Consider the following 15631-nt stretch of genomic DNA (forward strand, 5'->3'; position numbering starts at 1 on the left):
CTAGTTCACATCCAGGTCCTGGGTCAGCAAGTAGTATTCACTTTGGCTAGTTACCCAGTTATGTACGTAATCGCGATAGGCCACTACGTTGTTTGGATGGACCAGAAAGGATTGCAGATTTTCTTGGTCAATCAGCGTGACAGCCTTCAGCGCCAGCTTGTTGCGTTCTTCCTCATTCACGGTGGTGTTCAGCTGTGAAATCATACCAGTGAGTTCCGGTACATGCACACGCCCATAATTCAGTGCTCCTTCAGGCATGTAAGCCGCATTCAGAAAATAGCTTGCATCGCCGCGCGGGGCTGTAATGCTACTATAAGTCGCTAAATCCCAATCCTGATGAGCGGCAAGATATTCGTCAATATTATCAACCTGACGGATATCAATCGTAATGCCAAGTTCTTTAGCGTTAGCCTGAATAAGCTGAGAGATGAGTGGAAGCTCCGCTCTCGACTGGTAAGTTAGCAATGTAAGATGAAGCGGCTTGCCGTCGGGGTTCGCAACTTTACCGTTCTGTACTGTATATCCAGCTTGCTTGAAGCCTTCTCGGGCAGCATTCAAATCAAACTGTTTCGTAATATATTCCGGTGAAAAAGGAAAGTCGGACAAGAACGGGCCTTGAGCAGGGGTTCCCTGACCAGACATGATACCACGGGCGATCTCATCCCGGTTAATCAGGTTATCAAATGCTTTACGTACAGCCGTCTTTTTCAGATCGTTATTGTTCATATTGTAAATAAGCTGATGCGTTCGCAAACTAGGAAGTGAGTCAACCTTAACGGTAGAATCAGCTTTCAATAGCTCCAGGCTTTCAATTGGCGGGCGATACACAATATCAGCAGTTTTGGCTTGAAAAGCAAGCTGACGTGCATTGGCGTCTTCGTTAAACATGAATTTAGCATGTTTCAACTTTACTTCACCGTTCCAATATTGTTCATTGCGATCTAAATTCAGTTCACTTCCAGCACGGAAACTGGCAACCTTGAACGGTCCCGTTCCTGATGGGAGTTCACCTGTAGCTGTTGTGTCTATAATAGCCGTATTCGGATGAACCAGCTCGGACACAAATTCCGGGAAAGGCTTGTCTGTCGTAATGGTCAAAATCTGTCCATCCGCATGAATATCACGGATATGTAGCGCATTTTTGACCGATGGATTGAGCTTTAGCGCTCTTTCCAAGGAGGCTTTGACAGCAGGGGCATTGACGACTTTACCGCTGTGGAAGTTCACACCTGGTCGGATGTTGAAGGTCCAGTGCTGTCCGTCCTTGCTGTCCCATTTGTCTGCAAGCCAAGCTTCCAGCTTAAGATCCTTGTTCACTTTGATCAGTGTTTCACTTACTCCAGCACGAACAGCTGTGTAATTTACATCTGCATGAGGATCTATAGAAGGGCTTTGCACATTGAACAATAAGGTGACACTTTTATCTTGTGGTGCAGCAGATGGAGAGGGTGAAGCTGACGGAGATGAAGCGCAGGCTGCCATCATCACCGCAATTACCGCAGGTATAAATAGTTTAAAATACGAACGCTTAAACAACAGGGAGTCCTCCTTAATAGTAATCGTAATTTTTACGCTTTAATACATAAATCATATCGTAACCAAATGAAGGAGCTTTGTAAATATGTAATTGATGAATGTGTATTTAAATTCATATTAAAAAAGGCTGCATAACCAATAGTGAGATGGTTAGCAGCCTTTAAGTGTATTTAGAAATGTTTAATTTGGAATGGCTAAAAATTTATGAATTAATGCATGGGTGCTTTGGCAGTGCCATGTTCAACATGAACTCTACGGATGAAAAACGCAAGGATCAACCCGATCACACTGATGATCATCGCAAAGAAAAATGAATTTTGTGATCCGATTGCCATGGCATTAGCCATTTCATTTACGGATTCAGGCATACTGGATTGGCTCAAATAGCTGTCCATGCCTTTCGAGAGAATGCTTACCGCTACGGCTGTACCGATAGCACCAGCAACTTGTTGGAGCGTGCTCATAATGGCCGTTCCGTCTGGGTATAGATCCATAGGGAGCTGGTTTAGGCCGTTTGTCTGAGCTGGCATCATAATCATGGAAATGCCGATCATCAAGCAACTATGAAGCACAATAATGAGTACGAGAGTTGAAGTTGTTGTAATGCCGGACAGGAAAAACAAAACAGCGGCCACAATCACAAGGCCTGGAATAACAAGCCATTTGGGACCAAATTTATCGAATAGGGAGCCCATAATGGGAGACAAGAGACCGTTGATAATCCCACCAGGCAGAAGTACCAAACCTGCTGCTAGAGCAGACAGAGCCAGCCCTTTTTGCAAAAAGAGTGGAAGAATCAGCATCGTAGAAAGGATCGTCATCATACATAGGAACACCATAATAACGCCGATAACGAACATTGGATATTTAAACACACGCAAATTCAACATTGGCTGCTTCATTTTCAATTGACGTACAGAGAACAGTATCAACGATACCAGACCGACGATCACAGGAAGTAGAACCATCGGGCTAGCCCAACCTTCGCCACCTTCTCCAGATTTACTGAAACCAAACACGACACCGCCGAAGCCAATGGAAGACAGGAGGATAGATAAAAGATCAATTTTGGGCTTGGTCGTTTTTGAAACGTTTTGCATAAATAAAATACCGCAAATCAGCGAGAGAACCAAAAACGGAAGAGAAATCCAGAAGATCCAGTGCCAAGACAGATTTTGCAGTACCAGTCCTGCAATGGTAGGTCCCACCGCAGGTGCAAACATAATTACCAATCCGATGATCCCCATAGCCGCGCCTCTCTTTTCAGCCGGGAAAATGATCAAGATGGTGTTAAACATCAACGGCAATAACAGCGCTGTACCAATGGCCTGAAGAATACGAGCGATCAATAGCACTGAAAAAGTAGGTGAAAGTGCAGCAACGAGGCAACCAGCTATTGAGAACAGCAACGATGTAACAAACAGCTGTCTTGTCGTAAAGGTTTGAATCAGCAATCCCGATACAGGTACTAAAATACCGAGTGTCAGCAGGTAAGCGGTCGTCAGCCATTGGGCTGTTGCAGTTGTAATATGCAAAATCTGCATCAAATCATTCAGTGCAATGTTAAGTGCCGTTTCACTGAACATTCCAATAAAGCCACTAAGGAGCAGGGCAATCATAATAGGTAGCACCTTGAACGTTTTGGGTTCAGAGGGTGAACTCGTTTGACTCTTTGTACTCATGTTGTTTTTGTTCCTCCAATAAATTAATGGGTATTGAATTATAACGATCGGTCTATATATAATAAACATGTTGTTATTTTTTTGTCAAAGTAAATTATAAATAATATATAATGAAGGATGCTGTATATGGCTGCTAAACCTGAATCATACGAGAATATCGTACAAACCGCATCGAAGCTCTTTTTTCATCAGGGGTATCACGCAACTGGACTGAATCAGATTCTTGCGGAGAGTGGATCACCGAAGGGCTCACTTTATTATTATTTTCCGCGTGGTAAAGAAGAATTAGCTTTGGAGTGCATAAGAAGAGGGAATGAATTTATTAAGCAAAAATTAAAACAGACACTGGACGAAAACGATAATCCTGTACTAGCCATTCAGAATTTTATTCGTAATACAGCTGAGGAGGCAGACCGTACCGGCTTTAACGACTTCATGCCGATTGGCTTCTGGGCTGCTGCGGAAACTTCCTGTATTAGCGAATCGCTACGTCATGCTTGTGTGAATACATTTGCAGATTGGCAGCGCATTTATATGGAATGTCTTCAGAAATCGGGCTGGACAGAGGAAAAGGCACACAGTCTGGCGGTACTTATCATTTCGATGCTCGAAGGTGCATTGATTTTGGCTGTTACGCAACAGAGCAGTGCTCCTATTTATAATATCGTGGATTACATTCCACAGTTGGTCAAATAATCCTGTCTCTTCGATTTTCAATCGCTCCTAATGAGCTCCAACAAGCAACTTTAAAAAGCCGATGTTCTCGTTTTTGAGAACTTGGCTTTTTAGTGGTTCTGAGACGTAATTTTACTCACATTACCAGCACCAAATGATGAAAAGTATGGTAAAATGGAATGAATTTGATTTTGATTTTGCACGAAAGGAAGGGTGATAGCAAATGGCAAAAGCGAAGGTAGCCAAACGGCCTACTCGGGATGAATTTGTACTGGAGGAAATCGGGAATCAGCTTGTAGAAGCACAACGTGAGCAATCCGAAATCGTATTGACCGTATGGGGACGCCAAGAAACAACCCGCGGACAGATCGTTAAAATGGACCCGAGAACGGGAAAGGTTCATGTGGAGAGTAATGGAGAAACAGAAAAAGTTCCTTTTATGGATATTATGAGTGTAAATTACCCGAGAGATTAGTTGTTGTGATTACATAAATATAGCAGAAAGGGACGAAAAGAATGACAAAGTTAGGGTCTCCCTTACTGCTGTGGGAAAGTAACAATTTACAATTCGCGTATACAAAAACAACCGAGTGGTTTAGAGCCATCGGTTGTTTTTGTATACTGCTGCATGAGTGGGAAGAGAAAGCCGCGTTATTGTGTTGGCACTTTCCCTTGTACATGCTTATGTAGCTTTTATCGGGCTGGTATGACTGGCACGTGCTTCGGCTTTCTTAAGCACCTTACGATCAAAAATGAAGGGGCCAAACGGCAACAGCGATGCAATCAAGGCTGCAAGACTTTGCAGTAGCGTTATTTTCCGCAGAATCAGCATGACCACAGTAGCTATGACATAAGCCACGAACAGTACCCCATGGATCATACCCACCCAGCTTACCATTTGCGGCATTCCAGCTGCGTATTTAAGCGGCATAGCGATACACACAAGCAGTAGATATGAAATCGCTTCAATATTACCAATGACACCAAACATCTTAAAGGCATTTTTGAACATAATACACCTCCTTCTCCTATTGCTTAAAATTTAATATATCCTATAATGCAATGTTATTAAACGGTAGAAAGTTACGATATATCGAATATTTACAGCTGAACCCCAAGGTTATGTCAGAGCTTTCACATGACTGAAGTATCTCACATCAATGCTTCATTTCGCTGATTCCAACGTACCACAGCTTAGCGTGCCCGGAAACGATGATCGTAATTTCGTTTAAATTGTTGAAACAAACAATAGGGCTTAGAAAGATGGCTTGAAGTAAGAAAAAACACTAAGCTGATCAAGTTCGAAGGCTTAGCACAAGTTGTTTGCGCGACCCTATCAGTAAAAATGCTAGTGTGAAGCCTAAACATTTTGTATGCAAATTCCGATAACAGTTAAATGAACGTGTGTACATTATAGTGTGAATTTTAAAAGCTGGATGGCAGCAGAAGGGTTTGTAAGCTTAACTTATTATTTTTGACAAATAAAATTTCCATACTGGTATCAAGGAGAGCATAGATCATGAATAAAAAACGTTTGCGTCAATGGATGGCTCCGTTCGCAACGGCTACACTGATTTTGAATACGGGATATGGCATTTTGGCCCCCGATGCAGTGGCTAGCGCGTTGCCGACTGAGAGGCATAACTCAAATCTGACAGGACTGAATACAGCACAGTTACATACCAAATTAGCAACCGCTCAAGGTCGTCATGTGCCGGTTACTTCAGGCACGAAAGTGACTACGTTAACAAAAGGTTATGGTCAGATCACCTATCTTAACCAAATGCTAAAAGTAATGTCGAGCCAAATGGTTACTGCGAATATCGCGCCGGCAGAGGTAAGCAATCTGACAGCGGTTCCTACAGAAACAACAAAAGTAAATTTGTCCTGGACCAATCCGTCGGACCTTAATTTCGACCATGTAAAAGTGGTTGGTGTCACTAACGATGTGTATGTAGATAATATTAGAAGTAACTCTTATATGTTGAGCGGTTTACAGCCGAATACGACTTATACCTTTCGAGTGAAGACGGTGAATAAGAGCGGAGATGAATCACAAGGTACGACAGTACAGGCCAAAACGGCTTCCATTGATGTCCCTGTAGATAAGACACCTCCAGGAGAGGTAAGCGGGCTGACAGCGACAAATGTCGGATATAACGCTTTTACCGTAAATTACATATTGCCTAAGGATGCTGACCTGAGCCAAGCGATCATCTATTTAAATGGTAAGGAAGTGCAGCGAACTACAGGGACGTCCTATACGTTCAGTGGATTGATTGCCTCCACAAATTATACAGTTCTGGTCAAGACTATTGACAAATCCGGCAACATCTCTGGAGGAATCAGTATTCCGGTTACGACCTCAGCGCTCAGCGTTGATACCGTGCCCGAAGTGACAGGAGCTTCAGTGACATCAGTTAATAACTATAGCGTCACTGTTTCCTGGACGAGACCCAGCGGAATTAGTACAGTCAGTCTGTATAAGGACGGGCAACTGGTAACCGATTCATCAGGAACATCCTATACATTCAACAATCTTTCTTCAGGGCAGGCCTATTCGTTCACGATTAGGTCCAAGCGAAGCACAGGTGCATTGTCCTCCGGTGTGAGACTGACTGCCACAACGGACAGTACGTCCTCCAATTCGTCAGAAGTGTCCAATCTTGAAGTAGATAGCAAAAGTGACACCTGGATCAAAATCACCTACGATATGCCGAGTAAAGCCGACAAGGTGAAGATATATGTTGATGGAGATTATGAGGGAACTACAAGCTCTGAGTCCTATAAAATCACGGATTTGCGAGAAGGACGCTGGTATGAGATTAAGGTCGTGACTGTCAATAGTAATGGAAGAGAATCTAGCGGTGTAAAGATATCAGAACGCACGGATTCGGATGGTTACTATTCTTCTTCGTCATCTAGTTCATCGAATTATGAGAAAGCGAGAGATTTGATGCGAATTGCAGAAAACAGTCTGAATGCCTCGGACTGGCGTTCTGCCAGAGATGCAATCAGTGATCTGCCGAGCGGAACCCGTAAAAGCGATTTGCTGGATCGGTTAGAAGCTATTCGCAATAGAGCGATTGGTACCAGTAGTTCATCATCCGGGACGAGTTCTACAACAACAACTTCTGGTACAACGTCCTCATACCCTAACAATGCGGTTTCCTCATATTCAACTTCGTTCACCCTGACACCAGGAGCTAAATCAGCTTATGTCGATGGTCGTGCTACGACGATGGCTCAGGCTCCGCGAATCATAAATGGGGCGACGATGGTCCCGCTGCGCTTTATCAGTGAACGGATAGGTTACGAGGTAAATTATGAAAAGGCGACCAAAAAGATCATTCTGACTCGACCTACAGATGGCAAACAAGTAGTGCTTCAAGTCAAGAATTCGACCCTTGCCGTGTATGAGTTAAACAACTCCCGGAGTTATTCGACGAACATCACAGCTCCGGTTATTGTTAACGGCTACACGCTGGTTCCACTACGAGTGATTAGCGAGCTTTCGGGGTATCAGGTGAACTATAATACTGCATCCAAACAAATTACGATTACAAAATAAATGCTTCTGCAAAAAAGGGTTCTAGAGTATTCACTTTAGAACCCTTTTTGTGTATTAGGAAGTGTATGTAGAACAATGACAAACTGTTACTCTGTAAACAAGTTATCTTGATTGAAAAGAATATCGAGTTGCTTAAGCTCGTCACTTGTTAGTCGAACACCCAGAGTTTGAAGATTGGACTCGATTTGATCAGGCTTGGTTGCACCTGGAATAATTAGATCAACGGCTGGACGCGTTAATAGCCAAGCTAGCGCAATCTGTGCAGGATCTGCACCCTTGTCTTTCGCGAATGCTTTGAAGCGATCCACGCGTTCCAAGTTTGCTAGAAATGCTTCTTTTTGAAATAAAGGATTATTCATTCGTGAAGTGTCATTAAAAACATCATCCTTCTTATATTTACCGGCCAACAGACCTGATGCGAGCGGGAAAAAAGGAATCAGTGAAATTTCGTGCTCTAGACAATAAGGAATAACGTCGGCTTCTGCATGACGAACCAGTAGTGAGTATTCAGCTTGAAGAACATCCAAGTGCTTATTAGCATTAAAAGCCTGAAGCTGCTCAAAGCTTAAATTTGAAGCGCCAATGGCTTTGATTTTCCCTGACTTCTTCAGCTCTGCAAGTGTGTCAGCAGCTTCAGCCAGCGGGGTCCGGCTATCGGGAAAATGAAGAAAGAAAATGTCAACATAGTCTGTCTGTAATCTCATCAGGCTGTTATCTACAGCCTTACGTAATGCAACAGGACTATTGTCGACTTCCAGATGGCCTTGATTAAATTGGGGGTTAGAAGAAGCTTTAGTAGAGATTACAAGATGTTCACGGCCACCATAATCCCGGATGGCTTCACCGATTAACTCCTCAGAGTGGCCCATTCCATACAGAAATGCGGTATCAATGAAATTGATCCCTTTTTCAAGGGCAGTCCTAATTAATTGTCGGCTTAGAGTATCATCGACTTTTGGATACATCATTGAATTACCTACCACACCTGCCCCAAAACCAAGTTTAAATGCTTTTAATCCTGTTTTTCCTATTGCTATTGTATTGTTCATGTTTATAAGCTCCTCTTTTGTATGATGTGGAATCCTAGGAAGGACTCTAATGCACATCTTACAACCTGGTGTAAACACTAGGTCAAGCAGAGCGATCAGGAATCGAAAACAGATTAAGTTTGGGTCTCAAGTGGCAAAAAGTTATGGCCAAATTTTTGTCCGGTTTGCAATTTCAATTCAATCATATCCTTAATTTCTTGAAGTTCTTGCAGCTGCTGATCTATCTTTTTTTGGTAATCGTAAAGCCTATCGTACCATTCAATATTTGATATGTTGCTCTCATCTAATTGAAGCTGGATCATAGGTCTTAACTCCTGCAGCGACATTGGTTGTGTCAGGAGTGTCTTCATTCCGATGCAAAATGATAAAACGCTACTGATATATAAATGTCAGTAGCGTTTTATATCGTTTAAGCATAGAACAAGGAAGAGGCGTATGCCTGATGAAATCGAACTAACCTAGATAGTAGATGATCTTTTTTTAAAAATTTGACGATCATATCGGTAATGACCTGAGTGGAATTTTAATACTTACCTGTCCGCCGCCTGTCTGGGTGGAGTTGGCAATAATCAGCTTTCCGCCATGTAGGTTGACAATGGATTTTGTTATATACAGGCCCATCCCGTAATGCCCGCTTAATCTTCTGGACGAGTCACCCATATAAAACTGCTCGGCGGCCTGTTTGAGACCTTCTGTAGAGAAGCCCGAGCCTTCGTCTAAGATGCTGAACTGAATGCCGTCTTCCACAGATTCTACGATCACCTGGATCTCGCTATACTCAGGTGCCTGATCTACCGCATTAGAAGCAACATTCATAATGGCGCGCTCAAGTAGAACTGGGTCTGCATACAGCGTCTTAGGGAGGTTATATGCAGCGAATGCTACAGATATTTTTTTGACAGCAGCCAAGGCTATTATTTGATCTTTCACTTTCGTTAAATAGAAGTCAGAATCCATCGTTTCCGCCCGCAGGGTGACAAGCGTTTCCGCTTTTGAAATTTCAATAAGAGTCTTAATATACTGCTCCATCTGCCTGGTGCTTTCCGATATATAATCCGTATAGTTCTTTTGCTCTTCGGACTGATCGGTCTCGGACAGCAGCTCTACGTTTCCACGAACGATAGTGAGTGGTGTTTTGACATCGTGTGCCAGGGCGGATATTTGCTCGCGACGTGATCTTTCCAGATTCCACTGTTTGTGAAGCGAAGTCTTTAAAGTTTCTTTCATTTTATCCATGGAATGCAGCACCTGATCGATCTCCATCACGCCACTGAATTCGATTGAGAAGTCCAGATCCTGTGCTTGAATTTGTTTGGTGGCCTGCTGCAACCCACTCATCTTACGTGCCAGCTTTCGTCCGAAGGAGGAAGCCAGCAAGGCACCTCCCCCCAGAAAGGCGATACAGAACACGGCAAAAAAGGACAATTCCGCGTTCGGCAGGTATTGACGCAGGATAGGAAGTTCAAACTGAGCCGAGACAGAATAGCGCATCACAGTAACTTTATCATGATGTGAGACTTTTACATAGTTATAGGGAAATTGATAAGCAGTATCGTTCTGCTGCGTAACACTCCAAGCAGTTTGAGCCTGCTTTTCAGAAAGGTTTCCCTCATTGAGGCGGCCTTCCGAAGTGAATGATGCGTATTTGTACAGTTTCTGCCGAGAATCCGGCTGTAGGGTCTTGCCAGCTTCAATGATTGTCTTGTCCGCCCGCACCTGATTCTCAGCATAGTTCGCGGGGAGAATGGTCCCACAAGACATCAGGACATAGAAGATGAGAACCAGGAACAGAGCGAGCGCAATCGTCCCGATACAGAACATAACTAAATAACCCAGAAAAATGGTTCGTAGTTTGGTTGTCTTGCATGCTTGCTGTACTTTGGTTACTTCCATCGGTACCCGATTCCCCAAACCGTCTCCACTGGCGAAACCTCTACTTTGCCAAGCTTGGCTCGGATATTTTTAATATGCTCCACGATGGTGGCGGAATCGCTGTCCCCATCCAAGCCGAAGACAGCTTCGTAAATCTGCTCTTTAGGGAACACCTGTCCCCAGTTCAGGGCTAGAAACTTACATATCTCATATTCGCTTTTGGTAAACGGGACTACAACATTCTGAACGGTGATTTCCTTGCCGGACAGATTGAAATGAACTTCCCCGATGCAGAATACATTACGCCGTTCACGATTCTCCCGTCTGAGATGGGCGTTGATTCTTGCGCGCAACTCTCCAGCACCAAACGGCTTGACAATATAATCGTCCGCCCCTTCCCCAAGCCCTAACATCACATCGTTCTCCATGGATTTTGCGGTGAGGAACAGGATCGGGCAGTCTATTTTGCTGCGAATTTCCCGACAGAGTGTGAACCCGTCCATGGTAGGCATCATCACGTCAAGCAGGATGAGGTCAAAGGCTCCAAGCTGCATAGTGAGAACCTGTGGGGAGTCGGAGACCACCGTGACAACATGGCCATCTTTCTGCAAAATATTTTGAAGGAGTGCCAAAACGGCGGGTTCATCATCAACGGCCAACAAGTTTGCCATGCTTAATTCACTTCCCTTGCTTTCTTTACTCTAGTCTTTATTCCGACGAATTGTGTCCTTCCCAACGACAAATCCATAATCCTAATAATACCATGATGACTACGGTCCCTACTACGCAATATCTGACTCCCGAATCAAGCCGTATAGCTTCAGGAATAGATACTGCTGAGTTTATACCGTATTGCACCCAGATCGTGATGAACCGGGCAGTCCAAGCAGAGGGGATGAATATCCAATTATGATCACCCAGCCCTGTAAGAAGCAAAGCGGACAATAGACTCTCCATAATGCCTAGACCGATGGAAGCTCCCTTGCCGAACCGCAAACTAATGAAAAAATGCAGAAAATAGAGGAATACACTGGACATAAACAGAATGCAGGCAGCCAACACATAAAACTTCAAGCCATACGGTGACTCTCTCATAAGATATATATAGCCAGCCCCAAAGCCACCGGAGGCAAGCAGCACACTGCCAAATCCCAAGATCAGGAGCAGGCTGAGCTTGCTCAGGAAAGGTAGTAGCTTCACTGGCGAGATCAATAGCTGCTGGAAATTGCCAGCGACTGCCTCCTGCTCAACAGCAATGGAGCAGACAATACCAATCATGGTAGGAAGAACCACGGCCAAGACCTGCAAATAGCCGTCCACCTTTGAAATCGGTGAATACGGAGTAAAGGAATAATAGGCTAGAAAGATTGCTATGCCTAAAAGCGGCACAAACAGCTGCACAAGCAGTAAGGGCTGCCTTCTAAGTTTAAGCACATCGGATTTCAGATAGCGGAAAAAAGAAATCATCTTATTTAGCCTCCCGCTTGCGGAAGGACATCGCCGTCAGTATCGACAGAATTATAAACAGGCAGATTGTGATCACTAGGCCGGGCACAATCACGCCTTTATCCAAAAGCGGATCTCCTGAAGGAACGGCAAGCCCATTAGGTAGCACTTTAATGACGGCGCACATTAATCGGGCTGGAATAGCATAAGGGACCGCCCACCACACAGAGGACGTAGCGAACAAAATGGTGCAGGATACGTTGCCCAGCATATTAATAATTAGAGTGGCAAACATGCCTATTCGGTCCGTCAGGAACAGGCAAAGTGGAACTTGCCACAAAAAGGTGATGAAGAGGATTAGAGTTGCAGCAACGCTTCCTGCTAGTGTCACAGAAGTTGAGAATACGAATCCGCCAAGAGTTATCCCTATAAATAGGACAATAAAGGAAACCATTAAGAGTCTTACGCAAACCCCGATTTTACCGTACCATACCTGAGCCAAATCTACAGCCATGCCGAGGACAGCACGGTATTTCAGCTTCTTGCAATCCTTTTGGATCACTCCTGAGCACATTAAGGTGAGGGCACCTGGCAGCAGCATGAAATACCACCAATTGTAGCTGGCGCTTTGGAGCATACGTCCCCCCATGAGTACGGTACACAGAAGAAGAGTAGCGATGGGGGCAAGCCAGACCAACTTTTTTGTGAAGGTACGCTTTAATTTTAGATGTTCGGCGGCTATATATTGCTGCATCCTACTCATCCCCTTTTCGGTATTCCTGTGCAATCTGCATGAACAACGATTCCAGGCTTTGTCCTGGAGTGACCGCCTCTTGATAAGCTAATACGCCGCCGGCAATGATACCGACATGGTCAACGATTTGTTCGACTTCGGATAAAATATGGCTGGAAAGAATTACGGTAATTCCTTGCTTTGGGAAGGAGCGAATCAACTCGCGTTGCTCCTGAATACCAATGGGGTCTAGTCCGTTGGTTGGCTCATCTAAGATCAATAGCTTGGGATGATTGAGGAGAGCAATGGCAATGCCCAGCCGCTGTTTCATACCCATCGAGAACTGGCCCGAGCGCTTTTTCCCGGTATGGGTCAAATCAACAATGTTCAGCACTTCATCAATCTGCGAATCAGGCAATCCCAGCAACGTTGTACGAACTTTGAGGTTCTCTCTAGCTGTCAAATTTTCATAGAGTGGAGGGGATTCGATCAGTGCGCCGATCTGAGCAAGATCTTTTCGGGACCAGGGTTTTCCTTGAAATAAAATCTCACCGGATGTCGGGCGTAGCATACCGGTTAACATTTTCAAGGTGGTTGATTTTCCAGCCCCATTTGGGCCAAGTAGTCCATAGACGGAATTCTCCTGAATAGACAGTGTGACGTTGTTCACCGCCTGTTGTCGTCCGAAGGTTTTGCAGAGATTTTTAGTCTGTAAAATAATGTTATCCATATCAGTTCATCCTTTTCATTTGTTCTGACAACTACTTTAAAGATCAATTCTAAGAACTTTATAAGGATTTAAAATATTAATTTCAAACTTTATGCATTCATGCACTATTCGCTATAATGGATACAGTGATTTAGGAAAGGGATGTAATCATGAAGAAGGTCATCGTAATCGGATCAGGAATTCTGGGGGCATCGACAGCATACCATCTAGCAAAAATGGGTGCTAATGTCATTATTGTAGATCGTAAAGATAAAGGACAGGCTACTGATGCCGCTGCTGGCATTATCTGTCCCTGGCTATCACAGCGACGCAATCAGGCTTGGTACCAACTAGCCAAAGCGGGAGCGCGTTTTTACCCTGGGTTGATTGAAGAACTCAAAAGCGAGGGAGAAACAGAAACTGGCTATGCTCAAGTGGGGGCTCTCAGTATTCATGATGATTTGGAGAAAATCAAAAAAATGGAGGAGCGGGCACACTTACGACAAGCGGATGCACCGGAAATCGGTGAAATTACCCGGCTAAATGAAAAAGAAACCCATGAACGGTTTCCTTTGTTAGTAGAAGGTTATCATTCTGTTCATATTAGCGGTGCCGCCCGAATAGATGGGCGTGCGCTGCGGGATGCGTTGGTCCGATCAGCACAAAAAAACGGGGCGGTCCTTATACAAGGAAATGCTACGCTTCAATATGAGTCCGACCATGTAACGGGAGTAGTGGTCGGTGCACAAAGCTTCTCGTCTGACAAGGTCATTGTTTGTGCAGGTGCATGGGCAAATCAACTACTGTTGCCTTTGGGCATTCATTTTAAGGTTAGTTATCAAAAAGCACAAATTATGCATTTGCAGGTTTCTAATAGGCAAGACACAGGCACTTGGCCTGTAGTCATACCGCCTTCTGATCAATATCTGCTGGCTTTTGATAAACAGAAGATCGTAATAGGGGCGACTCACGAAAATGAAATCGAAGGTTACGATACGAGAGTAACAGCAGGTGGGATGCAGGAAATTCTGGATAAAGGTTTAGAATTGGCCCCTGATTTAGCAAACAGCACTTTTCAGGAGGTAAGAGTTGGTTTCCGTCCTTTTACACCCGGGTTTCTACCAGTGATCGGAGCTGTTCCAGGCTGGGATGGTCTTATAGCGGCAAATGGGCTTGGAGCATCCGGGTTGACCATGGGCCCCTTTATTGGAAATCAGCTGGCAAAGTTGGCACTTGGAATGAATTTAGATATCGATATCAATGATTATGATATTCGAAAAGCAATAGATGAAAGTTGATCCTTGACCGGAGACAACAATATATATGCTTATGAAGTCGCCATACTGGCGACTTTTTGTTTTAGTGCTATATTCATTCTATACGTCATTCATCATGTCATTGAGATGCGAATTTTTTAACGATTGTGTTGTGGTTTGCATGTTTTTCAAGTAGTCGATTTTATAGATACAGGAATAGATCACATTTAATACATAGTCAAAGGCAATCTGCGATGAAAATGTACCAATCTTGGCATGTTTTACTTCGTCATTAGGCACCTGGATACAGATATTACTGAGTTTGGCCAATTCGCTTTGATTGGTTGCTGTAATTGTGATAAAAGGGATATTTTCATGTGCGAAATGCCGTGCTGCTTTTAAAAAAATCGGCGACTTTCCGTGGTAAGTTAAAAAAACAGCGCAATCCTGTGTCGTAAGATTAGCCGTATGGTAAGCCCACTCAGACAGCTCCGTGGCTATAAACACATACTTGTTTATTTTTACCAATTTATTTTGGAAACTTTTCGCACGGATTTGTGAATCACCTAACGCATATATAAAGATTCTTTTCGCTTGATCCAGCAGTAGGGCTGTTTGCGACAATAAATCATCATCCATGAATGTAAAGTTTTTTTCAATCGTTTCTTTCATTAATTCTGCAATTTCTTTCGCTACTTGAAGTGGGGATTCATCAAAACCGAAAGGATAGTTGGGGTCTACATTGGAAATGTTCTGGGTATTCTGCTGAAATTCCCGAGCAAGTTTGATTATGAACTCCTTGAAACCAGATAGCCCAAGTTTATGTGTTAATCGATTAATCGCGGAATGCGAAGTATATGTTGCCTTTGCAAGCTCCTGAATATTTAAGTGCAGGATACTTTCCTTATGAAGCAAAATATAGGATGCAATGCTTTTTTCGTTTGGTGTAAAGTTTTGCATTTCGGATAATTGCATCAATATTTTCAACAGGTTCACTCCGGTTCAATTGAAATAACGTTTGATAAAGGATATAAAATAAACATTTTGTTTAAAAACAACCCGCCATGTTGACAAATAATCGGTTGAATGTACCATTTTGGCG

At 43.7% G+C, this 15631-nt stretch carries 15 protein-coding genes; 4 read left to right on the plus strand and 11 right to left on the minus strand.

All coding sequences use genetic code 11. The features are described 5' to 3' along the window. Together nikA and MHB54_RS26180 are read right to left on the minus strand one after the other, a co-directional pair. A complete protein-coding gene (gene nikA, locus MHB54_RS26175; RefSeq protein WP_264453726.1) occupies positions 1–1536 on the minus strand; it encodes a nickel ABC transporter substrate-binding protein in 1536 nt (511 codons plus the stop codon). A 209-nt stretch (positions 1537–1745) separates the two neighbouring features. After that, entirely contained in the window at positions 1746–3218 is a 1473-nt protein-coding gene (locus MHB54_RS26180) for a DHA2 family efflux MFS transporter permease subunit (protein ID WP_023988847.1), read from the minus strand. 126 nt (positions 3219–3344) lie between these two features. Between MHB54_RS26180 and MHB54_RS26185 the strand changes: the two genes are divergently transcribed. Together MHB54_RS26185 and MHB54_RS26190 are read left to right on the plus strand one after the other, a co-directional pair. Then, positions 3345–3914 carry a TetR/AcrR family transcriptional regulator gene (locus MHB54_RS26185; RefSeq protein WP_264453727.1) on the plus strand — a complete coding sequence of 190 codons (570 nt, stop codon included), beginning with the start codon at positions 3345–3347 and terminating at the stop codon, positions 3912–3914. 202 nt (positions 3915–4116) lie between these two features. Then, entirely contained in the window at positions 4117–4368 is a 252-nt protein-coding gene (locus tag MHB54_RS26190) for a YolD-like family protein (protein WP_023988845.1), read from the plus strand. A 207-nt stretch (positions 4369–4575) separates the two neighbouring features. On the opposite strand, the gene MHB54_RS26195 is transcribed toward MHB54_RS26190, so the two are convergent. After that, the gene (locus tag MHB54_RS26195; protein ID WP_023988844.1) at positions 4576–4905 is read right to left on the minus strand and encodes a DUF3817 domain-containing protein; all 330 of its coding nucleotides are present in this window, start codon (positions 4903–4905) and stop codon (positions 4576–4578) included. A gap of 507 nt (positions 4906–5412) precedes the next feature. On the opposite strand from MHB54_RS26195, the gene MHB54_RS26200 reads away from it, so the two are divergent. Further along, positions 5413–7464, plus strand: a complete 2052-nt coding sequence (locus MHB54_RS26200) for a stalk domain-containing protein (RefSeq protein ID WP_264453728.1) — start codon at positions 5413–5415, stop codon at positions 7462–7464. Between the two features lie 86 nt (positions 7465–7550). Here the strand turns inward: MHB54_RS26200 and MHB54_RS26205 are convergent, their stop codons facing one another. From MHB54_RS26205 to MHB54_RS26235, 7 genes are all read right to left on the minus strand, one after another. Next, positions 7551–8513, minus strand: a complete 963-nt coding sequence (locus tag MHB54_RS26205; protein ID WP_264453729.1) for an aldo/keto reductase — start codon at positions 8511–8513, stop codon at positions 7551–7553. Between the two features lie 113 nt (positions 8514–8626). Next, positions 8627–8815 (minus strand): hypothetical protein, encoded by a 189-nt coding sequence (locus MHB54_RS26210; protein ID WP_264453730.1) that lies wholly within the window; start codon positions 8813–8815, stop codon positions 8627–8629. 193 nt (positions 8816–9008) lie between these two features. Continuing rightward, positions 9009–10406, minus strand: a complete 1398-nt coding sequence (locus tag MHB54_RS26215; RefSeq protein WP_069080638.1) for a HAMP domain-containing sensor histidine kinase — start codon at positions 10404–10406, stop codon at positions 9009–9011. After that, positions 10397–11056, minus strand: a complete 660-nt coding sequence (locus MHB54_RS26220; RefSeq protein ID WP_068938789.1) for a response regulator transcription factor — start codon at positions 11054–11056, stop codon at positions 10397–10399. Before MHB54_RS26220 ends, MHB54_RS26215 begins: the two co-directional genes overlap by 10 nt. A 37-nt stretch (positions 11057–11093) precedes the next feature. After that, positions 11094–11852, minus strand: a complete 759-nt coding sequence (locus tag MHB54_RS26225) for a lantibiotic immunity ABC transporter MutG family permease subunit (protein WP_068938791.1) — start codon at positions 11850–11852, stop codon at positions 11094–11096. 1 nt (position 11853) lies between these two features. Continuing rightward, the gene (locus MHB54_RS26230; protein WP_068938793.1) at positions 11854–12585 is read right to left on the minus strand and encodes a lantibiotic immunity ABC transporter MutE/EpiE family permease subunit; all 732 of its coding nucleotides are present in this window, start codon (positions 12583–12585) and stop codon (positions 11854–11856) included. Position 12586: 1 nt separating this feature from the next. Next, the gene (locus MHB54_RS26235) at positions 12587–13294 is read right to left on the minus strand and encodes a lantibiotic protection ABC transporter ATP-binding protein (RefSeq protein WP_068938799.1); all 708 of its coding nucleotides are present in this window, start codon (positions 13292–13294) and stop codon (positions 12587–12589) included. A 149-nt stretch (positions 13295–13443) separates the two neighbouring features. Between MHB54_RS26235 and MHB54_RS26240 the strand changes: the two genes are divergently transcribed. After that, positions 13444–14571: an NAD(P)/FAD-dependent oxidoreductase gene (locus MHB54_RS26240; protein ID WP_068938801.1), complete on the plus strand. Its 1128-nt coding sequence runs from the start codon at positions 13444–13446 to the stop codon at positions 14569–14571. A gap of 78 nt (positions 14572–14649) precedes the next feature. Here MHB54_RS26240 and MHB54_RS26245 read toward each other — a convergent pair whose 3' ends face one another. Next, positions 14650–15516 (minus strand): MurR/RpiR family transcriptional regulator, encoded by an 867-nt coding sequence (locus MHB54_RS26245; RefSeq protein WP_023988835.1) that lies wholly within the window; start codon positions 15514–15516, stop codon positions 14650–14652. Positions 15517–15631 lie beyond the last annotated feature (115 nt).

This window comes from Paenibacillus sp. FSL M7-0802, from assembly GCF_038004945.1.
Lineage (GTDB): Bacteria > Bacillota > Bacilli > Paenibacillales > Paenibacillaceae > Paenibacillus > Paenibacillus polymyxa_B.